The sequence below is a fragment of the Salibacterium lacus genome (assembly GCF_042684865.1).
Lineage (GTDB): Bacteria > Bacillota > Bacilli > Bacillales > Marinococcaceae > Salibacterium > Salibacterium lacus.
The window spans coordinates 1,418,477-1,438,951 of sequence record NZ_JBHUML010000002.1; the positions used below are offsets into that span (position 1 = coordinate 1,418,477).

Sequence of the window (20,475 nt, forward strand, 5' to 3'; positions counted from 1 at the left end):
CTGCCATTCCCCGCTATTCTCTGTAGTTTACGTCGTACTCTGTGGTTGTTCTGCTTCCTCACCGGACTGATAATCCTTGCGTTCCTCCGCCAGGAAAACCTCTTTGTTTCTAACATTCACCCAAAAATTACGGAGGAATTGAATCCCGCCGAGGAGAAAGCCGATTGGCGCCCAGATATTCATCCAGTAATACGGGAGGCGCAGAGCAGAGGTAACACGCCCAGACGTGGACTGAACATATTCATAGGAGAAATAAGCCATGATAAACAGAACAACGGCTGTAACGAAGGGAATCAAAACAGCCAGTGTTTTACGGAAGAGAAAAGGGACATTATCAAAAAGAGCTGACATCGTGATATGCCTTCCTTTTCTTGCTGCATAGCTTATCCCCATAAATGTCGCCGTATAGAGAGCAAGTTCACTGATTTCCGAGGCGAAAGACCAGCTCTGTCCGAAAAAATTCCGGCTGACCGCATTACCGGCAACCATCACGGTAATCGTTAAGATAGAAAGACTTAAAATGCTTTCTTCTATACGGGTTAAAGCTTTATCCATCATTTTCAGTACATTCTTCATCATCAGCACACCTTTATTCATTGCAAATACTTCAAAAAATCAGTATTTTCATTATCTTACCTGTGTTCTTTTATATATTCAAACACCTCCACTAAGCATACAGCGCCGTATACGCCTGTAATCAGGAATAAGCATGGAAAAGGAAACCATATCTGTAATATGACTGAAGCATTCTCGTCTTATCTCCGGAATTGGACAAGAAAACTATGGAACGGTAAAAGGTGTTCCTATGATACAATATTATATGCACGATTTTATGCTGACTTGTTTCTTATAAGAATGAATCGCTGATTTTTAAATGAATAGGTGTGTGGAAAAGGGTGCCGGCCTTGAGCAATCTAAAATATGGCATCCAACCTCCAATCGATCACCGGTATTGAATATCATCATGCCACCTAGTGAAAGGACGTACACTGACTATGGAAATACTGCAGAATTTCCCTCTTTGGGCCGCGCTCTGCTCTATCCTTTTCGCGCAGGTCGTAAAAATTCCCCTGTCGTTTATCGCATCCAGAAAATGGGACGTCACCCTCATAACCAGTACAGGCGGGATGCCGAGCTCCCATTCGGCTGCTGTGACCGCGGTCTCTATGGCTATAGGCTTCGAACACGGTTTTGATTCCGCTTTATTCGCCATATGTATGGTTTTCGGGGTGATTGTGCTGTTTGATGCAACCGGTGTGAGAAGACATGCCGGGTATCACGCAACCGTGTTAAACCAACTCGTAGTGGACTTTAACAAGTTTGTCTCCGAAGCAAAGTCGTGGCAGAAAAAACAGGAAACGGAAAAGCGCGAGGAATTGAAAGAACTTCTCGGACATCAGCCGATTGAAGTCTTTTTCGGCTGTCTCGTCGGACTGGCCTTTGCATGGGCAGGACATTATTACATGCCGATTTGGTAAAAAACATTAAAAAACAGCTCGTCGGTTAAAACGGCTGCTCGTTCTGTTGCACTTATATAGAAGAAGGGACCGGTTTAAACACCGGTAAACTCCCTTCTTTATTTATTGCTTCCATTTCCGGTTCTGTTAAAGAACCGTCTCCTTCTTTCAGCACAAAAACCTGAAGATCACGTTTCCCCCACTCTTCATACACATCTTTCACCGATTCATAATATAAGTCAATTTTTCTTCCTTTAATAGCCGATCCGGTATCAGCAACCATCCCGTACCCGTAACCCGGAATGTACAGGAGAGTTCCTATCGGAAACACAGAAGGATCTGCAGCAACAGTGGATACCCGGTCTCTGCGGGTTTTTACGCCCGAATACGTTATGCCGTACCCCGGGTGCGATTCTGTTTTCCCAGTGGATTCGTATCCGGCGGTATAACCGGTGGCTGTCACCATCTTTGTCAAACCGCCTTCTACGTTAAAAAGGGATTCTGCTTTTGGGATCTGTCTGCCTGCATGTTTGACATCACCTTTTTGCGGAAGCTCTGTACTGCTTTTTTCCATGTTGTTCGTCTGTTGAAAATAATCATAAAAATAGCGCGGCAGTTCCTCGGCTTTTACATTTGTAATATAGGAAATGGTAGTGACCAGTGCAGCAGTAAACAGCGCACCCATAAGTAATCTTCTAAAAATGCTGCGTTGCATGAGACCACTCCTCTCACCAACACAGCATTTCCAGAAATTCATACGTTTATGCATAGAGACGTTGTGAAGCCTTAAAACATCTGATAACCCCGGTTCCGCAGCATTTTAATAACAACGCCGGCTAAGATGGCACCAATCAGACCAAAAATCAGAATCAGGATGTCCACTGACTGCAGGTTTGCAACGTGTCCACCCAACGCACCGAAAGAAGATCCGGGTGAAAATATATAGTCAAAGATCCCGACTTCATCAATAATCAGAATAACAATAATAGGATAGGTTACAGCCATGATCCAAGTGGAACGCAGAATCATGTTCAATAAAAAACCAATCCCGAAAAAAAGCAGTAAAAATAGCATCATGGATATAATGAGCTGAGGCAGACTAGCAATTCCGGTCACTTTCCTTCTCACCTCCAGCAGGACGACATTCAGTTTGTTTATTATACACCATTACTTTGACCATTTTGTGGCCGGGGCCATGTGCATCCCCGCTAAAAATCCTGAATCGGTGCACCTATACAAAGAAAAACCCTGCGGAGCAGTTTCCCGCCGCGCAGGGGTGAAAACATCATTTACAACGGACTTTTTCCTCGTTTCAGCATCAGGCCGGCTCCGCCCAGGATCCAGAGATACCGATTATCAATCATTTTTTTCATAAAGTTCGCCGAGGTACCGTATAATTTCTTATTTCCAACAACACCGATTGCTTCTTTTCCACCAAGCGATGCTACTGTTCCCTTAATATCCGGCTTGAATTCCTTTAGTTCACTGCCTTTGATAAGAGCAAGAAGGTTGTCCGCCACCGTTTCCGCCTGCTGCATGGCAATCTGGGCAGTCGGAGGATAGGGGCGTTCAGTTTCTTCGTTAATGATAAGAGAACAGTCGCCGATAATGAAGATGTTGTCTTCGCCCGGTGCACGGAGATCCCGTTCCACCTTCACACGTCCGCGCATGTTTTCAAAGCCGGCTTGTTCGATGACCGGGTGACCGCGGACACCGGTGGCCCAAACTACTGTCTGGGATTTGATTTCTTCGCCGTCTTTTAGTACAACCCCTTCAGCATTTACCTCGCTGATCGGCTGGTTGATTTTGAATTCCACCCCGCGGTGTTCAAGCAGATTCATCGCATACTCCACCAATTCAGGATCGAATCCGGGAAGCGCTGTCGGCGCTGCTTCAATAACATACATTTTCACTTTATTTTTAGGGACGTCGTAGCTTTGGCAGAGTTCCGGAATCCGTTTGCTCAATTCACCGATGAACTCCATTCCCGTAAACCCGGCTCCTGCTACGACAAATGTCAGATAATCATCGCGTGGTTCCGGCTCATTGTTGTATTTGGCGAACAGATATTCAATATGCTCTTTTATTTCCCGCACACCGTTAACTGTCCATTTACTGAAAGCATGTTCAAACACGCCGCCGACACCGAACGTTTCCGGAACGGCACCGAGAGCGGTAACCAGGTAATCGTATTCCATTTCACCTGATTCTTTCAGTACGACCTTGTTTTCCTCTTTTTTGATTTCGTTCACTTCATCCTGCACAAATTTGATTTTGTTCGTGTTAATGACGGAACTGATCGGCATGCGTGTCCGGTCCGGATCCATTGTTCCGGCTGCCGGTTCATGCAGCCATGTCGTCTGGTAATGATAGTTATGTTTACTGATCAGGGTGACATTCGCATCGTTGGATCCGAACTGCTTCGCAATCTTTGACGCTGTCACCATGCCGCCGTAGCCGGCTCCTAAAATGAGTATAGTTGGTTTAACCGCCATGTTCATCACATCCAATGTTAAATGATTTCGTTATCTCAGGTATGTCCAATCCACTTTATCTTTACATGCTGTATGTGATTTATTTCACGTATACAGTTTAAGAAAAAAACGTCTGGTTCATAAGACGAAAGAATATGAATGACGAAATTATCTTTTCATTATGTTCAAAAAAACATGCAGAGACACAGTTTACACTTAACATGATATGTCTTTTTTTTATGTTTTTCAACCTTTTCCTTTAAAAATCCTGACATAACGTGTCAACATATATCAGCTGGATCCCGGGGAAAGGCATCCAGCTTTTCATAGGAAAGAACATGTAAACACTCTCGGCAGTGGAGGTTTGACTGAAATGCAGATTTTCTGCCAAAGCTCGCGCACAGTCTCAAACAGACCTTTGTGTAAAAAAAGAATCGCTGCAGCAGCGATTCTCAGGTGCAGCCTTCGCATTCGAAATAATTGTCTTTTTCCTCAATGACGCGGTCGAATGTTATAGACTGGATATCTTCCGGTTCCGTAAATTCAATATCGGCAATTGCTTCCCTGATGCCGGCATCGGCTTCTTCCTGGTTGGAAGCGGCGACACCAAATCTGCTTTTCTCATCTGTAGATATAATGTGGTAGGAATAAATGTACTGATTCATTTTTGTCACCTTTCCTGTTTCTTTGTAATCTGCTCTCTTCCGGCTTTGTAAGTAACGACAAAGCCCCCTTTTAACGGAATGTATCATCCGCTGAAAGGAGGCAGAACAGTCACCTTCGTAAATCTGTCTGAATGATCAGCAGTCTTCCGGTGTTCCGGTTCTGGTTGCCGCTTTAAACGAGCTGCCGCAGCCGCAGTTGGCGATGGCGTTCGGGTTATCAATTGTAAAACCGCCGCCCATCATATTTTGTTTATAGTCAATGACCACTCCCTGCAGAACGTCAGCATCTTCACTGTTCACAAGAACATCAAGACCGTTCTGCTCGAGCTTGTGGTCGTTTCCCTCTGCTTCTGTGTCAAAGCCGAGTCCGTAGGAGAGACCGGAACAGCCTCCGCCCTTCACGCTGACACGAAGCTTAAGGTTCGGGTCTTCTTCTTCTTCCTTCATTTTCTTAACCTGCGCTGCAGCGGATTCTGTAATAGTAATCATACCCTGTACCTCCTTATCCTGCACCTGTATATTGACCGCAGGACTTTATCTTAGTATATCGTTTTTCGCCGCAGGAATCAAACAACCTGCCAGTATTTGCGCGTCGGATAAATCGTTGAAGGGAACCTCTTTTCATGATACTGAAGGCCGAGCATACGGTTGTGTTCCTGGTCAACTTCATGACTGTAGTAAAGCACCAACGGATGATGAAAGCCGTGTGTCCGGGCCGTTTCCATCATTTTCATACGGAGAAGTTCCAGATGCTCTTGTTGAAAATCATTGTAACCATACTTATTCCCCATCACACTACCTCCCTTTTTCAAGGTTGCCCTTCTTAAAACGGTGATTGCTTCCATTCTACCTTTTTTTCCATAAAAAAACAATTGTTTTTGCTCAAAATTCGATGTGTATTTCTTCCATCGGCTTTAATTTTCTTACAACCAGTAGTATAATATAGGAAATATAAGGGTGAAGGAGGCGGCTCACATAAAGCTGAAACCGGATCAGATGCAGACTGTTTCCGAAAAAGTTCACGCAGGTAAACGTTTGAGTTTTGAAGATGGTATGTTTCTCATGACGTCCCCCGACCTTCTGAACATCGGTTTTTTGGCCGACAGTGTACGCAGAAAATGGAATGACAATCGTGTGTACTTTATCCAGAACACCCATTTAAACTACACGAATGTCTGTTACCTTGACTGCAAACTTTGTGCCTTTGGTGTTAAACCGGAAAACAGTTCATCCTATTCCCTTAGTCTAAAGCAGCTGGAAGAGAAATTTAAGGAATTCCAGGGAAAAGGGTTCACAGAACTCCACATTGTGGGAGGAGTAAATCCCAGACTTTCTTTCTCCTATTACGAAGAGATGCTGGCACTGGCCAAAAAATATAACCCCGGTATCCATATCCAGGCTTTTACCGCCGTAGAGATTCATTACCTCGCCAAAGTATCAGGAATCGCTGAAGAGGAAGCGATTCAGCGGTTGCAGGCTGCTGGACTTGGTTCTATACTTGGAGGCGGGGCGGAGATTTTCGACCCTGAAATCAGAGGCATTATATCGGGGCATAAGACCGATGCCCGACACTGGTTTGATATTCACAGAACCGCCCATCAGTTGGGAATGCCGTCCAATGCTTCCATTCTTTACGGCCATATCGAGAAATCCGGACATGTCGTAGACCACCTGATCCGGCTCCGGACACTGCAGGATGAAACGAATGGCTTCAACGCCTTTTTCGGATTTGCGTTTCAACCGGAACATACCCGCCTTGCCGGGGAATTCAATATCCATCAGACATCCACCGGGTGGTATGATTTGAAAATACTTGCGGTCGCCCGGCTGATGCTGGATAACTTCCCGCATATCCGCGCCTTCTGGATGCTGATCGGGAAGAAACTGGCACAAATTTCTCTTCAGTTCGGTGTCGATGACCTTGACGGAACAGTGATGGAAGAACAGATTGTTCATGCTGCAGGAAACCAGTCGACCCATATGGTACCGAAACAGTGGTTCATTGATATGATTAAAGAATCCGGGAACATCCCCGCCGAGCGGGATACACTTTATAACATTCTGCAAACTTATTAAACCGTCCACCCGGAAAGGAAGGATAAAATGGCAGTCACCTTAACGAAAGACACCCGCATGGAAGAAATCGCCGCTAAAGTCCAGACCGGAGAAAGGTTATCGATTGAAGACGGCCTTTACCTGTATAACACAACGGACCTGCTTACCATCGGCCAGCTCGCCGATCAGGTCAATAAACAAAAGAGCGGAGACAACGTTTACTTTATTGAAAATATGTACATCAATCCAACAAACGTCTGCGAAGCCAACTGCGGATTCTGCGGGTTTAAACGTAAACCGGGGCAGGAAGGCGCCTATACAATGCATGAAGAAGAACTGCTTGAATACGTGGGAAAACGCTGGAATGACAATATCCAGGAATTCCATATCGTCGGCGGCCACAACGTAGACGTCGGCTTTGAATATTACCTGAATACTGTACGAGCGTTGAAAAAACATTATCCCCAAGCCGCTGTCAAAGCATACACAGCCGCGGAAATTGAGTTTTTTGCACGTATCTCCGGTCTCTCCATGAGGGAAGTGCTGCAGGAATTGATGAATGCAGGACTCGATACACTCCCCGGCGGCGGGGCTGAAATACTTACCGAACGTTACCGCGCCAAAATGAGCCCTGAAAAAGCTTCCACCTACGAATGGCTCGAAGCACATGAAACAGCCCATAACCTTGGTATGAAAACCCATGCTACGATGCTTTATGGTTCCATTGATACATTTGAAGAACGGCTCATTCACATGGATCGTCTGCGTCAGCTGCAGGACAAAACGAACGGATTCATGGTGTTCATTCCACTTGCCATGCAGCCGCGCAAACTGGACGCCGGATGGCACCAGCGCACGTCCCCATATGATGACATGCGCACCGTTGCTATTTCACGTCTGATGCTTGATAACTTCGATCACATTAAAGCGTACTGGATTAATATCGGCGCACAGCTTACCCAGATGGCGCTCACATTCGGTTCCGACGACATTCACGGTACGTTGATTGAAGAGCGGATCTCCCACTCTGTCGGTGCATTAACGTCCCAGGGACTGACGAGAAAAGAACTGATTCACCTCATCAAAGCGGCCAACAAACAGCCGGTAGAGCGAGACACCTTTTATAACAGAATCAAAACATATTAAGTGTGGAAAGATCCCGGGGACGATCCCCAGGGATCTTTTTTACGTGCGTTGCAGGATGATGTGCTGTGGTCACCGTGCAGGCCTGCAGGCGCTGTTCCTGTATAAAGCTGACAGTCAATCGGAGCTGTATTTCTATCTGGAAGTGGTCGATAGACACTCCCTGACGACCACTTCCAGACAGATATCCGGCAAAGTTGGTCGTTACCTGCTTCCAGGGACCACTTCCCTTCTAATTCATTATGCAAATGGCTCTTATAATTATTCTCCCGACCAATTCATCCCGTTGCCACCGATTGAATTGGTCATTATTAACTGGATTACCCGCCGGCTTACAGCTGCAGCACCGGAGGATACTATGCATTTGATACCTTGAACAAAAAAAAGAGATACTCACATCCTGCGTGAGCACCTCTCTCTCTATGAGGAAAAAATATAATCACCGTGACAAATCGTTTCAGCGGGGCCTTTCATCCAGACATGCCCCTCATGATCCCAGGTGATCCGCAGATCTCCGCCTTCCAAATGAACAAGCAGTTCCTCTCCCTGCCTGCTTCTTCCGGTCAAACAGGCGGCTGTCACGGCAGCACAGGCTCCTGTACCGCAGGCCTGGGTTATCCCTGATCCTCTTTCCCACACCCGGAAATTCATTTCGCGCCCGTTCACCATTTCTACAAATTCAATGTTTGCTCTCTCTGGAAACATGGAATGGTTCTCAAGCAGCGGTCCTATTTCGGCAACCGGCGCCTTTTCCAGATCTTCCACAAATAATACAGCATGAGGATTTCCCATCGACAGGGTGGTAAGTAAAAGCGTGCTGCCGCTTATTTCAAATGGCTCTTCCACCGTGTCAGAAGCAGGATCTCCGGCTATTATCATTGGCACGTCCTGTTTCCGGAGATGCGGCCCCCCCATATCCACCGTGACATCAGCCCTTTTTTTGCCTGTGTCTCCTTCATTCAGAACAGCTTTCATGATTCCACCCAATGTTTCTACCTCAATACGGGGGGAGAACACCCGGCCGTTTTCATAAGCAAGCTTCACCGCACACCGAATGCCGTTGCCGCAGTTTTTGGCCTCGGATCCGTCCGCGTTGAATACTCTCATCTTTATGTCTGCTGTGTCAGACGGCCCGATGAGAATCAAACCATCGGAACCAATACCGGTGTTCTTATCCGAAACGTCACGTGCCAGAGCGGAAAGACCAGCTTCTTCCACTACTTCTTCAAACCCATCAACGTACACATAGCTGTTACCGAGCCCGTGCATTTTCGTGAACTTCATTCTCTTCTCCTCCTCACTGCCGCAGCTTTTCTGTCGTCCAGAAATAATCATCATCCGCTTCGATGATCATCATCCGGCCGTGACAGCAGGGCATGACAAGCCTTGTTTTCACGCTGTCTTTTGCCTGCTGCAGATGTTTTTCCTTCATATGTGTCAAAACACTGGTGCTGCCGCAGAAGGGGCATTCTTCAATATAAATGTCCTCTCCCAGTTTTTCATAAGGCCATGACTGATCAAATGGAATAGGTTTCATCCGGCTCCTCCAATCGTGGTACAAACAGGGCTGCTTCCAAACAGCAGTTGGTCTGTTAAGAAGCAGCCCGGTTCTTATTAAAACATCGGATTGTCTTCCAGATGTTGATAAACATTGCTTACAAGCTGATCTGCGTCTTCTCCTTGAACAATCTCGCCGTTTACGAGTGCGTACATGGACATGGCACACTGCGAGCAGTTTCCAAGGCAGTCGTACTCAATGATATCGAGGCTTGGATCTTTTTCCAGTTCCTCCATGGCATCGTGGGCACCGCCGGCCAGGTTGCTCATGCAGAATTCTATAATTGGCAGCATTGGTATTCACCCTTTTTATGATACTCTTATTCATCCTATCTCCGCAGTACCGATTCGTCAACCTGTGTGCTTGAGTGAAATAATTGCGCATTGTATTATTCTGTTATAATCGTTATAATCAAAGTGACCAGGGTCATTTTTTACTTCAACGCGGAGTTGATTCTCCATGACACGTACAGAAAAAAAACAACAGACACGCCGGAAAATACTTGATGCAGCATCAGGTCTCTTTCGAAGTCATGGATTCGATAATACCACTGTACAAGAAATAACCGAAGTTGCTCAAGTCGGCAAAGGAACTTTTTTCAATCACTTTCCCAGCAAACAGTCGATTATGCAGACACTTGCGGAGGACCGCCTGCTGCAGCTGAATGAACACATAGATACATACCGCTTGTGGAAACTGCCCTTTCTTCCGAAGCTGCGTGCTTATTTCAGCTTTTTTCTCGACGAATATGAGAGGAACAGAGAGTTAACCAGGCGCGCCTGGATGAACCTTCTGGAAACGGATTCTTATGTTCTGCAAAAATGGGAAGAACTATTGGAAGAAGGAATCAAAAATCAGGATATTGCGCCTGACATTTCTCTGCAGACCTGGGCTTTTGTGATCAGCAGCCATTTTTATTACACTCTGGCTGTCTGCAGAGAGGAAACAAAAGACGCATTTCTGCATCAATTAATGTCGCTCGTGCATGCAAGTCTGCAAAGTATCTTAACGCAAAGGGGACATCGCATGATGAAAAAGTTAGTTATGGTAGGCGGTGGTTACGGAGGAATGCGGATTCTTCAGAAACTGCTTCCGAACGAACTGCCGGATGACGTGGAGCTCGTTTTGATTGATAAGCTGCCTTATCACTGTATGAAAACCGAATACTACGCACTTGCCGCCGGTACAGAATCCGACCAGGAAGTCCGCGTCCCGTTTCCAAAAGAAGATCGGTTAGTTCTTCGGTTTGGAACCGTAGAGAAGATCGACAGGGAAAACCGCCTGATTCACCTGCTCGGCGAGGAACCTGTTTCCTATGATTACTTGATTATCGGACTTGGCTGCGAGGACAAATACCACGGGGTACCCGGCGCTGACGTTCACACGTACAGCATTCAGAGCATGGAAAAAACGCGCCGTACCAGCGAAGCATTGAACAACCTCCCGCCAAACTCCGTCGTATCGGTTGTTGGTGCGGGCCTCAGCGGAGTGGAACTGTCCAGTGAGCTCCGGGAAAGCCGCGACGATTTGTATATCCGGTTGTTTGACCGGGGTGAGACCATTCTGCCGATGTTCCCGAAAAGACTCAGCAACTATGTGCAGAATTGGTTTGAAAAAAACAATGTGGATGTCATCAGCAACTCCGATATCACCAAAGTAGAGAAGGACGGGCTTTATAACCACAATGAGTTTATGCCTTCTGATGCCATTATCTGGACAGCCGGTGTCCAGCCGAATCAGGTGGTCCGCGATCTCGATGTGGAAAAAGATGATAAAGACCGCATCATCCTTACCAACCACCACCACCTTCCGGACGATGAAAATATTTATGTTGTAGGCGACTGTGCGAGCCTCCCTCACGCGCCAAGCGCCCAGCTTGCCGAAGGTCAGGGAGAACAGATTGCATCCATACTGAAAAAGCGCTGGAAAGGAGAAGAACTCCCGAACCGGCTTCCTCCGATTAAACTGAAAGGAGTCCTCGGCTCCCTCGGTAAAAAACACGGCTTCGGCGTCATGGGAGAAACAGCCCTCACCGGCCGGGTGGCCCGCCTTCTTAAAAGTGGTGTGCTGTGGATGTATAAACACCACTCCGGCGTATAAAGCAAAGCTTCTTCAAAAAAGTAAAAAAGATGCAGAGGTTATCCCGGAACTGTGCTGGTTGCCACTTACGGGTGTTTCATAGTAGAATGTGTAGTAAGCCTTACGATTGGTAAAGGTAGAAGAAAGGAGAGATTGTATCATGCCGCAGACGACTGACAATATGTATGCACAGGTCAATGAAGTTCTTGAAAAACTCCGTCCGTTCCTCCTTCGTGACGGCGGGGATGTTGAATTAGTAGACGTAGAAGACGGCATCGTGAAAGTTCGGCTGATGGGAGCATGCGGTTCCTGCCCGTCCTCCACCATCACCTTGAAAGCCGGTATTGAACGTGCACTGCTCGAAGAAGTACCAGGCGTTGTCGAACTGGAGCAGGTATTTTAAATACAGCATCAACAATAAAAAGCGGGGTCCGGTAAAACCGGATCCCGCTTTTTTGCGGCCGCTGCATGGAAACAGAGGCTACATACTCATCGTACTGTCTCCGCTCATCTGCACGTACTTCGTGCTTGCCCCGAATCCGTCGGGCTGTGCTGTCTGTACATCGAAATCCGGGAAATCCAGTTGCAGCTGTTTCCGTACTGTTTCCCCGCTGCCGCGCGGAGCGAGACACATCACGGTCGGGCCCGCACCGCTAAGGGCAGCGCCGTATGCTCCGTACTCTTTGGCGTGCTCCATGATATCTTCCAGTCCCGGAACAAGTTTCGCCCGGTACGGATGGTGAAATACATCCTGCCCCATCATTTTTCCGGCGAGCTCCCATTCTCCTTTTATAAGCGCCGCAACTAATACATTGCTGACGGAACTTCCGCGGATGGCCTGATGATATTCCACCTGTTCAGGGAGAATACCGCGCGCTTTTTTTGTCATTAATTCTGCCGCAGGGATAACCATGACCAGATCAACCCCCGGCACACCACAATGAACCATATCCGTCGCTTCCTGGGAATGAGCCCCGACAAGCAGTCCGCCGTAAAGGCAGGGTCCCACGTTATCGGGATGACCTTCCCACAGACTCGCAAATCTCATTTTTTCCTTTTTCGAAAGAGAAGCGCCCGTTAATTGATCAGCCAGTTCCACAGCGGCGATGATAGCCGCTGCACTGCTTCCCAGCCCGCGGGCAAGCGGAATGTCACTGGTCATTTTTACGCGGCAGGGGGGCAGCTCCAGCCCCAGCTGCCTGGCCAGTTCCTCCGCTGCCACATAAATGAAGTTCTCTTTTCCCTCCGGAATATCCTGAAGTTCCGCGGAATCAGAAGAGAAATGCCATTCCGGAGCCGGTTCTGCTTCCAGTGTCAGGTAGCGGTCCACAGCAAGACCGATCGAATCAAATCCCGGCCCAAGGTTCGCGGAACTCGCCGGCACGGTAATGACCAGTTTCTCATCTTGCACCTGCGGCACCTCCTTTAATCTTTTCCAGAAAGGCCTCTTCGCTGTTCGGAATAACGGTCGGCTTCACGGTAACCGTGTCGATGGCAGTGCTTGGGTCTTTGAGTCCGTTACCAGTGAGCACACACACCACCTTGGTGCCCTGGGCGATTTCCCCGCTTTCCAGCTGTTTTTTCAGCCCGGCGATGGAAGCGCACGATGCCGGCTCGGCAAAAATACCTTCCTTCTGCGCAAGCAGCTGGTAGGCGTTCAGTATTTCGTCATCGGTAACATACCGGATGGATCCGTTTGATTCCTCCGCTGCTTCGACCGCACTGGACCAGCTTGCCGGATTACCAATACGGATGGCAGTAGCCACGGTTTCCGGATAATCGATTACGCGGTTCTGCACAATCGCAGCGGCCCCTTCCGCTTCAAAACCGCGCATTTGGGGGAGGGCTGTCCCTTTGCTCTCATGATACTCTTTAAACCCTTTCCAGTAAGCGGTAATGTTACCGGCATTACCAACCGGAATAGAAAGCACATCCGGTGCATCGCCAAGTGCATCACAGATTTCAAAGGCCGACGTTTTTTGGCCTTCAATCCGGTAAGGATTGACGGAGTTTACGAGCGTAATGTTTTCTTTTTCGCTGATGGAACGGACAATCTCAAGAGCATGATCGAAATTGCCCTGGATTTCAAATACTTCCGCTCCGTACATCACCGCCTGCGCGAGTTTTCCAAGTGCGATTTTGCCTTCGGGAATGACGACAATGCAGCGGAGACCTGCTCTGGCAGCGTAGGCGGCAGCTGAAGCCGACGTATTGCCGGTGGAAGCGCAGATGACAGCTTTGCTGCCTTCTTCTTTGGCTTTGGCAACCGCCATGACCATCCCCCGGTCTTTAAACGACCCGGTTGGATTCGTTCCTTCGGTTTTTACATATATTTCGGCCCCCCATTGCTCCGACAGATTCTCCAGTCCGATTAACGGGGTGTTTCCTTCATTCAGCGACAGTTTCGGTGTATCTTCTGTCAACGGCAGTAATTCATCATAGGCATGGAGCAAACCTTTCCAGCTGCTCATGAGACTTTTCCTCCCTCTACGCGGTACGTGCTTTTTACTTCAAGCACAACGTCCATATTTTCCAGTTCCTGATAAATGCGTTCATAGGCAGCCCGGTTGGTCAGATGCGTAATGATGACCACTTCCGAGGCCGCTCCGTTCTCTTCTTCAAGCGGCCACTGCTGGAGTTTATCAAATCCGACATTTTCGTTTTTGAATAAAGTGGAAAGATCGTCGAACGTACCTGTCTGGTCTTTCACATGGAGGCGGATGAAGTATTTTGATTCCACTTCCTCATTGTTTTGGAGGGCTTTGGTATGAAGCGGTTTGGAAATCGTACTCCCCTCTGCTCCAAGCATCATATTTTTCACGACAGCAGTCAGATCCGATACAATCGCCGTCGCTGTAGGCAGAGATCCGGCACCGGGTCCGTAAAACATTGTTTCCCCGACAGCTTCCCCGTGAATATATACGGCATTGTATTCATCCTGGACCGAAGCGAGAGGGTGATTGTTTGGAATCAGCATCGGCTGCACAGTCAGCTCAATCCGGTCCTCGGCTCTCTTGGCAAGCCCGATCAGTTTCAGGCTGTAACCAAGCTGGGCGCAGTACTGCATATCTTCTGTCGTGACACCGCGGATACCTTCCACTTCAACATCCTCAAGTTCCACATTCATGGAAAAACCGAGCCTTGCCAGAATCGCAATTTTTCTGGCGGCATCGAGGCCGTCCACATCCGAGGTCGGATCACTTTCTGCAAAGCCGAGATCCTGGGCCTCTGCAAGAACTTCTTCATAGTCTCTTTCATCCTGGAACATTTTCGTTAGAATATAGTTGGTCGTACCATTTATAATTCCCATAATCCGCGAGATCCGATCGGCAGCCAATCCTTCGGTCATCCCTCGTATCACCGGAATACCACCGGCGACACTGGCCTCATACAACAGCCGGCAGCCGTTGTCTTCGGCTGCCTGAAGCAGTTCTGTTCCGTGCAGAGCCATAACATCTTTGTTTGCGGTAATGACGTGTTTTTTACTGCTGAGTGACTGAAGAATGTATTCCCGGGATTCTTCCACTCCTCCCATTACTTCAATAACGATGCGGATCTCCGGGTCTTCCAGAACATCTGCAGCCTTTTCAGTCAACGTCAGACCTTCCACGTTCACATCACGCTGCTTGGAGGCATCCTGAACGAGTATTTTTTTTGCGTATATATCGCACCCGGTCTGGTGCGTCAGTTCCTTCCGGTGATCCTCAAGTATCCGGATCACTCCGCTTCCTACGGTTCCAAGACCTAATATTCCAACCGCCGCTTTCTGGGTCATTTTCTCTCTCCTCCTGCTGCTTCTATCTATTTCTGAATCGATCAATGTGTTTTCACGACAAAAACAAATGTCTTTTTATAATGGACATTATATAAGGTTTTGCGTTATTTTACAAGAGCACGGAACGGACCTTTGCTTTAGCCCGGAAGTCACAGATGCCAATCCGACAATGTGGGTACAGCGTGGGTAGGCAGAACGGGTTTGGAGGAAATTTCATGTGCCGGCGTCACGCCGGTTCCAACATGCAGCGTCGCGATGCCGGCACGGATACCGGCGGTAATATCTGTGTCGTAATTGTCCCCTACAAGAAGCAGCTCTTCTTTTCGTACACCAAGCATCTGCAGGGCCTGATCCACCATCGTACACTCGGGCTTTCCAATAAAAACCGGGTCCACCCCGGAAGCAAGGCTGACAACGGAGGTTAACGAGCCATTTCCGGGAACAAACCCCTGTTCAGACGGCATGGCTCTGTCGGCGTTGGTGCTGATAAAGAAAGCACCGTTTTGGACGGCGGTACAGGCAGCTGCCAGTTTGCTGTACGTCACTTCACGGTCCATCCCCATCACAACGTAATCAGGACTCTTTTCTTTTTCCACAATTCCTGCGGTCTGTATTGCTTCTTTCAAACCGGCTTCTCCGATAATATAAGCACTCGGATCGGTCTGTCCCCGGGATTGTATGTAGGACGCAGCTGCCATGCTTGTCGTGAGCACCTGGTCTTCCCTGCACGACATCCCCATCTTTCTCAATTTCTGTGCAACCGAGCGCGGCGGTGCTGTTGAATTATTGGTGACGAATACGTAGGGAATGCCTTTGGCGCGTAGTCTGTTCACCAAATCAACGGCCTCAGGGATTGGGTCGGCACCCCGGTAGATGGTTCCATCCAGATCGAAAAGATACGCCTCATAGGATGCATTGTCTTCCTTCATTGCCCGCGGTCCTCCTCCGGCAGAAAAGCCGAAACAGTGCCCGGTTCCTGTTCAAGAAAGGTACGTACCCGGCCTGGAAAATGTTCGAGTGCCTGCTGATGACGGGACAGTGTTTCATGCAGGGCGTGCACCTGGATGGCGTAATAATCCTGCAGCAGCGTGCGCCGGTAGCCTATAATGGTTTTCAAGCCTGCTGCCTCTTCTTCAGGCAGCACATTTTCGTCCTCCAAAATATCCACAATGTCCTCATAACTGCCGGGATCCCTCATCACAAATCCGTCGATCAATTGATTGCCTGCATCGGTTACGGCTTCCACCCAGCCCTGTGCCATTCTCTCCAGCGCCAGTTTCTCAATATGGGTGTCCACTTTGTCGAGGTTCTTGAATGCTGTCGTCAATGTTTCCATGTACTCTAATATCTCTTCGATTTTTTTCCGGTCTACAAAATACAAGTCGAAACCTTCCCTTCTGACATGTTCTCACCGTATTATACCACATGCCGCTCCCTCCTTTTCCATGAAAGAAATTATCCATTAACCTCTCTTTTGTGATAGGATAATGACGGATTTATTCTTACCTGGAAAAGATGGAGGAGGACATACTGTGGATAGAGAATTAGCGCTTGAAATCGTCCGGGTGACAGAAGCTGCAGGTATTGCATCCGCCCAGTGGCTCGGCCGCGGCGAAAAAAATGAAGCCGACGATGCAGCGACGACTGCGATGCGGACGATGTTTGATTCTGTCAGCTGCAAAGGCACAGTGGTTATAGGAGAAGGTGAAAAAGACCAAGCGCCGATGCTTTATATCGGCGAAGAAGTCGGAAGCGGCGAAGGACCGGAAGTTGACATCGCCGTCGACCCTCTGGAGGGGACCAATATCGTAGCCGGCGGACGGGCCAATGCGATGGCAGTCATTGCGGTGGCAGACCGGGGAACCCTGCTTCACGCTCCGGATATGTATATGGAAAAAATCGTCGTCGGCCCAAAAGCGGCCGGATTAATACGCATTGATGATCCGATCGAAAAAACAATTGAAATCACAGCCAAAATGACAAATAAACGAGTCCGCGACCTTACGGTTATCATTCAGGACCGGGACCGCCATCAGCCCCTGATTGACCGTGTTCGTGCCAAAGGAGCCAGAGTGAAATTATTCGGGGACGGAGACGTCGGCGCTTCCATAGCCACCGCACTGCCGCAGACGGGTATTGATTTATTCGTCGGAACAGGAGGTGCTCCGGAAGGCGTCATTTCCGCAGCTGCCATTAAAGCTCTAGGAGGCGACATGCAGGCCCGGCTCGCTCCAAAAGATGATGAGGAACTGCAGCGCTGCCGGGACATGGGAATTGAAGATATTGATGAACCGCTGGAGCTTCGTGATCTCGTAAAAGGCGATGATGCCATTTTTGCGGCTACCGGCGTGTCTTCGGGCGAACTGCTGGAAGGCGTCCGCTTTCTCGGAGGAGACTGGACCGAAACGGATTCCATCGTGATGCGGGCCAAAACCCGTACCGTACGATTTATTAAAGCCCACCACCATCTCGAACATAAACCTCATTTGATCATGGAAGAGGATTAAGATGTCTCCTGACGCCGGATATTGAAACAGATATTCCCTCTCATGCCCGGCTTTTATGCCGGGCATTTTAATAAGGAGGAGGGAAAAACATGACAAACCGGTACGAAAAAAACCGCGGTCAACATGAATCTGCGGAATATAAGGACTTTGCCAACGTGGAAGCGTCGCGTGAGACCGTGCTCCCGGAAACATTTCCGGAAGGACCGTATGGCTCCCCCATCGAGAAAAAGCCGGGAAAAAGCACGCCCTGGAAAGAAGGACAGCATGCAGTCAGCGCATTCACCTATGAAAACAGAGACCTCCACAACGACAACCCGCGGCATTATCCTAACAGCCACCCTGTTCATTCCTATGCACAGAAAAAGAAGTAAAAACGCAGTACCGGAACAAAAAACCGGCAAAAAAGGAGCTGTATCAACAGGTACAGCTCCTTTTTCTATGTAATAAAATGAAAATAAGGCAGAGACTTTTTATACCGCCCCTGTGTTCGGAAGGGACATCGCCCGTCTGCAGCGCATGCCGGCATATTAACGAAGCGCTTCTGCCTGTCTTTCATCCAGCCGTGGACACTATATATGCTGTCCGGCGGGTTAGTGTCCATGGAGGTGCTTTGATTCGGAACAGCCTCAGGCCTGACTCAGGTGCCGGATTATTTTCATCTGTGAAAAAGGAGCTGTACCAACAGGGTCAGCTCCGGGAATGCAGCAAGGCGGCTTTAAACACAGCCTCTTTTATTCGTTCTGTTCCTCTTCTCTTACCTGCTTCAAAACGAAATACGCGCATCCAAAGTTGCAGTATTCGAGAAGGTAATCCTGGAGCGTGCTGATTTTGAAATCGTACGACACTTTTTTGCGGGAATCCTCAAAAAAGCCGCGCAGGCGCAGTTGATTGTGCCCCCAGTCTCCGACAATATAATCGTACTTATTCAGCACTTCGCTGTAGCGCTCCTTAAAAACCTGTTCATCCCATCCGTTTCTGGATTCTTCCAGAAGTTCGTAGTTGCGGCCGTGAACTTCAATCACAACCTAACACCTCACTTTACTCATCCATTTCATTATAGCACATCTCTGCCGGCACCGTATATTACCGCTAATTCCCATCTTAGAAAGATCGATCAGCAGCCATACTATAAACAGGACACTGGCAGGAAAGGGGTAGACATTTAGTGAGAATGACCGTTTTTATTGTTATCCTGTTTCTTTTTATGCAGGGATGCAGCGGATTCACCAGCATGGATAAAGAAGACCTCGCAGCAGAATACGGCCCGGAAGATTCTCTGGACTATATCGCAAATAATAAAGATGACGTTCCGGAAGGCCGAAACACCGGAAATCTGTTTGGATGGAACCGCAGTGACAGTTCCGAAGCAGACCTCGACGAAGACTTATCCATGCACGACCTTCTGGACCGTCAGCGCATTGCAGAAGGATTGAGTAATATTCTCGTACAGTCACCGGACGTGAAGAAAGCCGGTGTCTTAATTACGAACGAATACGCACTCGCTGCGTTTGAGGCCGATACCAAAGACACCAGAGAGGCAGCCAAACGTGTGAAAATGATGGTGGAAGCGGCTGTCCCGTATTTCTTTGTGACCGTCGTCACGGATAATCCGGCAATGATTCAGGATCTCGAGGCATTTAAAGGTATGGATGCCCGCTCGAGCGAAGGTCACCAAGCCCTTCGTCATACGATGGATACGATGCTCGACATGACAGAACAACCTTCTACACCAAAAGAAAAGGCCGGCTCCATGGAGGAGCAGCGGCCTTCTTTTCATTACGCGCGGTATTTATCTGCTTCTTCGAGCACCTGTGCTTCGTTCACCTGTTCATCCGCATGATAGGAAGAGCGGACGAGCGGCCCTGCCTCGCAGTGACTGAAGCCTTTTTCCATCGCAATTTCTTTCAGCTCAGCGAACTCTTCCGGAGAATAGTAACGCTGCACCTTCAAATGTTTCTTGGTCGGCTGCAGGTACTGACCGAGCGTTAGAATATTTACATCATGGGCACGGAGATCGTCCATCGTTTCAATGATTTCTTCTTTTGTTTCGCCCAGTCCGACCATCAAACTTGATTTTGTCGGAATATCAGGGTGAAGTTCCTTGGACTGCTGCAGAAACGTCAGCGTACGTTCGTATGTAGCTCTGGCTCTCACTTTCGGAGTCAGACGACGCACGGTTTCCACGTTATGGTTCAGGATGTTCGGGCGGGCTTCCATCAGTGTTTCAAGATTTTCCGGACGTCCCATCATATCAGACGGCAGTACTTCGATGGTCGTTCCCGGGTTGCGGCGCCGGATCGCACGCACGGTTTCAGCAAAAACGGCAGAACCCCCGTCTTTCAGGTCATCCCGTGCTACAGCGGTGATGACTACGTGCCGCAGTCCCATCTGCTCGACAGACTCGGCCACTCTCTCCGGCTCACCCCAGTCAAGCTCGTTCGGCAGACCGGTTTTCACCGCACAGAAACGGCAGCCGCGTGTGCAGACGTCGCCGAGTATCATGAAAGTCGCTGTTTTCCGTTCGCCCCAGCATTCGTGAATATTAGGGCATCCCGCTTCTTCACATACGGTATGCAGGTTTTTCTCCCGCATCATTTTTTTCAGGCCTTTATAGGATTCATTGGTATTCAGTTTTATTTTGAGCCATTCCGGTTTACGCAGATACTCTTCTGTTTTTGCCACTTTTATCACTCCTGCTGCTTGTTTCGGGTAGGAAGATCTTTCATGTAACAACTGTATACCTATCACTTTAACATGTCCGG

General features: G+C 48.4%; 26 protein-coding genes and 1 pseudogene. 10 read left to right on the top strand and 17 right to left on the bottom strand.

The genetic code is table 11. The features are described from left to right. Nucleotides 1-27 precede the first annotated feature (27 nt). Nucleotides 28-579: a TRAP transporter small permease gene (locus tag ACFSUB_RS08020; protein ID WP_380712658.1), complete on the bottom strand. Its 552-nt coding sequence runs from the start codon at nt 577-579 to the stop codon at nt 28-30. 416 nt (nt 580-995) lie between these two features. On the opposite strand from ACFSUB_RS08020, the gene ACFSUB_RS08025 reads away from it, so the two are divergent. After that, on the top strand, nt 996-1,478 hold the full coding sequence (locus ACFSUB_RS08025; RefSeq protein ID WP_380712659.1) for a divergent PAP2 family protein: 483 nt from the start codon (nt 996-998) through the stop codon (nt 1,476-1,478). Nucleotides 1,479-1,530: 52 nt separating this feature from the next. Here ACFSUB_RS08025 and ACFSUB_RS08030 read toward each other — a convergent pair whose 3' ends face one another. The 6 genes from ACFSUB_RS08030 to ACFSUB_RS08055 all read right to left on the bottom strand — a co-directional run bounded on the left by ACFSUB_RS08030 (nt 1,531) and on the right by ACFSUB_RS08055 (nt 5,387). Beyond that, nucleotides 1,531-2,172, bottom strand: a complete 642-nt coding sequence (locus tag ACFSUB_RS08030; RefSeq protein ID WP_380712660.1) for a 3D domain-containing protein — start codon at nt 2,170-2,172, stop codon at nt 1,531-1,533. Between the two features lie 71 nt (nt 2,173-2,243). Further along, nucleotides 2,244-2,573: a YuiB family protein gene (locus tag ACFSUB_RS08035; protein WP_380712661.1), complete on the bottom strand. Its 330-nt coding sequence runs from the start codon at nt 2,571-2,573 to the stop codon at nt 2,244-2,246. A 173-nt stretch (nt 2,574-2,746) separates the two neighbouring features. Next, nucleotides 2,747-3,952, bottom strand: a complete 1,206-nt coding sequence (locus tag ACFSUB_RS08040) for an NAD(P)/FAD-dependent oxidoreductase (RefSeq protein WP_380712662.1) — start codon at nt 3,950-3,952, stop codon at nt 2,747-2,749. A 431-nt stretch (nt 3,953-4,383) separates the two neighbouring features. Next, nucleotides 4,384-4,596 (bottom strand): hypothetical protein, encoded by a 213-nt coding sequence (locus tag ACFSUB_RS08045; protein WP_380712663.1) that lies wholly within the window; start codon nt 4,594-4,596, stop codon nt 4,384-4,386. Between the two features lie 135 nt (nt 4,597-4,731). Then, nucleotides 4,732-5,109, bottom strand: a complete 378-nt coding sequence (gene erpA, locus ACFSUB_RS08050) for an iron-sulfur cluster insertion protein ErpA (RefSeq protein ID WP_380712664.1) — start codon at nt 5,107-5,109, stop codon at nt 4,732-4,734. A 53-nt stretch (nt 5,110-5,162) separates the two neighbouring features. After that, on the bottom strand, nt 5,163-5,387 hold the full coding sequence (locus ACFSUB_RS08055; RefSeq protein WP_380712665.1) for a hypothetical protein: 225 nt from the start codon (nt 5,385-5,387) through the stop codon (nt 5,163-5,165). A gap of 166 nt (nt 5,388-5,553) precedes the next feature. Between ACFSUB_RS08055 and mqnE (ACFSUB_RS08060) the strand changes: the two genes are divergently transcribed. Genes mqnE (ACFSUB_RS08060) through ACFSUB_RS08070 form a run of 3 tightly spaced genes read left to right on the top strand, consistent with a single transcriptional unit; the run spans nt 5,554 to nt 8,170 of the window. Then, complete coding sequence (gene mqnE, locus ACFSUB_RS08060; protein ID WP_380712666.1) at nt 5,554-6,672, top strand: aminofutalosine synthase MqnE; 1,119 nt, start codon at nt 5,554-5,556, stop codon at nt 6,670-6,672. Between the two features lie 27 nt (nt 6,673-6,699). Further along, the gene (gene mqnE, locus ACFSUB_RS08065) at nt 6,700-7,797 is read left to right on the top strand and encodes an aminofutalosine synthase MqnE (RefSeq protein WP_380712667.1); all 1,098 of its coding nucleotides are present in this window, start codon (nt 6,700-6,702) and stop codon (nt 7,795-7,797) included. 55 nt (nt 7,798-7,852) lie between these two features. After that, a complete protein-coding gene (locus ACFSUB_RS08070) occupies nt 7,853-8,170 on the top strand; it encodes a hypothetical protein (RefSeq protein WP_380712668.1) in 318 nt (105 codons plus the stop codon). 44 nt (nt 8,171-8,214) lie between these two features. On the opposite strand, the gene dapF is transcribed toward ACFSUB_RS08070, so the two are convergent. The 3 genes from dapF to ACFSUB_RS08085 form a co-directional block, all read right to left on the bottom strand. Next, nucleotides 8,215-9,078, bottom strand: coding sequence for a diaminopimelate epimerase (gene dapF, locus ACFSUB_RS08075; protein WP_380712669.1), 864 nt, complete (start codon nt 9,076-9,078; stop codon nt 8,215-8,217). Nucleotides 9,079-9,091: 13 nt separating this feature from the next. Then, nucleotides 9,092-9,331, bottom strand: a complete 240-nt coding sequence (locus ACFSUB_RS08080) for a hypothetical protein (RefSeq protein ID WP_380712670.1) — start codon at nt 9,329-9,331, stop codon at nt 9,092-9,094. Between the two features lie 77 nt (nt 9,332-9,408). After that, nucleotides 9,409-9,645, bottom strand: a complete 237-nt coding sequence (locus ACFSUB_RS08085; protein WP_380712671.1) for a YuzB family protein — start codon at nt 9,643-9,645, stop codon at nt 9,409-9,411. Between the two features lie 166 nt (nt 9,646-9,811). Here ACFSUB_RS08085 and ACFSUB_RS08090 point away from each other — a divergent pair. From ACFSUB_RS08090 to ACFSUB_RS08100, 3 genes and pseudogenes are all read left to right on the top strand, one after another. Further along, nucleotides 9,812-9,970, top strand: a pseudogene (locus ACFSUB_RS08090) (TetR/AcrR family transcriptional regulator); the annotation flags it as partial. A 411-nt stretch (nt 9,971-10,381) separates the two neighbouring features. After that, nucleotides 10,382-11,452, top strand: coding sequence for an NAD(P)/FAD-dependent oxidoreductase (locus tag ACFSUB_RS08095; protein ID WP_380713214.1), 1,071 nt, complete (start codon nt 10,382-10,384; stop codon nt 11,450-11,452). Between the two features lie 139 nt (nt 11,453-11,591). Further along, nucleotides 11,592-11,834 carry a NifU family protein gene (locus tag ACFSUB_RS08100; protein WP_170841014.1) on the top strand — a complete coding sequence of 81 codons (243 nt, stop codon included), beginning with the start codon at nt 11,592-11,594 and terminating at the stop codon, nt 11,832-11,834. Nucleotides 11,835-11,912: 78 nt separating this feature from the next. Here the strand turns inward: ACFSUB_RS08100 and thrB are convergent, their stop codons facing one another. The 5 genes from thrB to ACFSUB_RS08125 all read right to left on the bottom strand — a co-directional run bounded on the left by thrB (nt 11,913) and on the right by ACFSUB_RS08125 (nt 16,587). After that, entirely contained in the window at nt 11,913-12,842 is a 930-nt protein-coding gene (thrB, locus tag ACFSUB_RS08105) for a homoserine kinase (protein ID WP_380712672.1), read from the bottom strand. Then, nucleotides 12,832-13,902, bottom strand: coding sequence for a threonine synthase (thrC, locus tag ACFSUB_RS08110; RefSeq protein WP_380712673.1), 1,071 nt, complete (start codon nt 13,900-13,902; stop codon nt 12,832-12,834). The genes thrB and thrC overlap by 11 nt, the downstream gene beginning before the upstream one ends. Continuing rightward, nucleotides 13,899-15,206: a homoserine dehydrogenase gene (locus tag ACFSUB_RS08115; protein ID WP_380712674.1), complete on the bottom strand. Its 1,308-nt coding sequence runs from the start codon at nt 15,204-15,206 to the stop codon at nt 13,899-13,901. The genes thrC and ACFSUB_RS08115 overlap by 4 nt, the downstream gene beginning before the upstream one ends. 149 nt (nt 15,207-15,355) lie before the next feature. Further along, nucleotides 15,356-16,135 (bottom strand): TIGR01457 family HAD-type hydrolase, encoded by a 780-nt coding sequence (locus tag ACFSUB_RS08120; RefSeq protein WP_380712675.1) that lies wholly within the window; start codon nt 16,133-16,135, stop codon nt 15,356-15,358. Then, nucleotides 16,132-16,587, bottom strand: a complete 456-nt coding sequence (locus ACFSUB_RS08125) for a DUF86 domain-containing protein (protein WP_380712676.1) — start codon at nt 16,585-16,587, stop codon at nt 16,132-16,134. Before ACFSUB_RS08125 ends, ACFSUB_RS08120 begins: the two co-directional genes overlap by 4 nt. A 151-nt stretch (nt 16,588-16,738) precedes the next feature. Between ACFSUB_RS08125 and glpX the strand changes: the two genes are divergently transcribed. Both glpX and ACFSUB_RS08135 read left to right on the top strand, forming a co-directional pair. Further along, nucleotides 16,739-17,713 (top strand): class II fructose-bisphosphatase, encoded by a 975-nt coding sequence (gene glpX, locus ACFSUB_RS08130; protein ID WP_380712677.1) that lies wholly within the window; start codon nt 16,739-16,741, stop codon nt 17,711-17,713. Nucleotides 17,714-17,802: 89 nt separating this feature from the next. After that, nucleotides 17,803-18,084 (top strand): hypothetical protein, encoded by a 282-nt coding sequence (locus ACFSUB_RS08135; RefSeq protein WP_380712679.1) that lies wholly within the window; start codon nt 17,803-17,805, stop codon nt 18,082-18,084. A gap of 360 nt (nt 18,085-18,444) precedes the next feature. Here the strand turns inward: ACFSUB_RS08135 and ACFSUB_RS08140 are convergent, their stop codons facing one another. Beyond that, nucleotides 18,445-18,735: a YutD family protein gene (locus ACFSUB_RS08140; protein ID WP_380712680.1), complete on the bottom strand. Its 291-nt coding sequence runs from the start codon at nt 18,733-18,735 to the stop codon at nt 18,445-18,447. 149 nt (nt 18,736-18,884) lie between these two features. Between ACFSUB_RS08140 and ACFSUB_RS08145 the strand changes: the two genes are divergently transcribed. Continuing rightward, nucleotides 18,885-19,553, top strand: a complete 669-nt coding sequence (locus ACFSUB_RS08145) for a YhcN/YlaJ family sporulation lipoprotein (protein WP_380713215.1) — start codon at nt 18,885-18,887, stop codon at nt 19,551-19,553. On the opposite strand, the gene lipA is transcribed toward ACFSUB_RS08145, so the two are convergent. Next, nucleotides 19,490-20,446: a lipoyl synthase gene (lipA, locus tag ACFSUB_RS08150; protein WP_380712681.1), complete on the bottom strand. Its 957-nt coding sequence runs from the start codon at nt 20,444-20,446 to the stop codon at nt 19,490-19,492. The two genes, ACFSUB_RS08145 and lipA, sit on opposite strands and share 64 nt — an antisense overlap. Between the last annotated feature and the right edge of the window lie 29 nt (nt 20,447-20,475).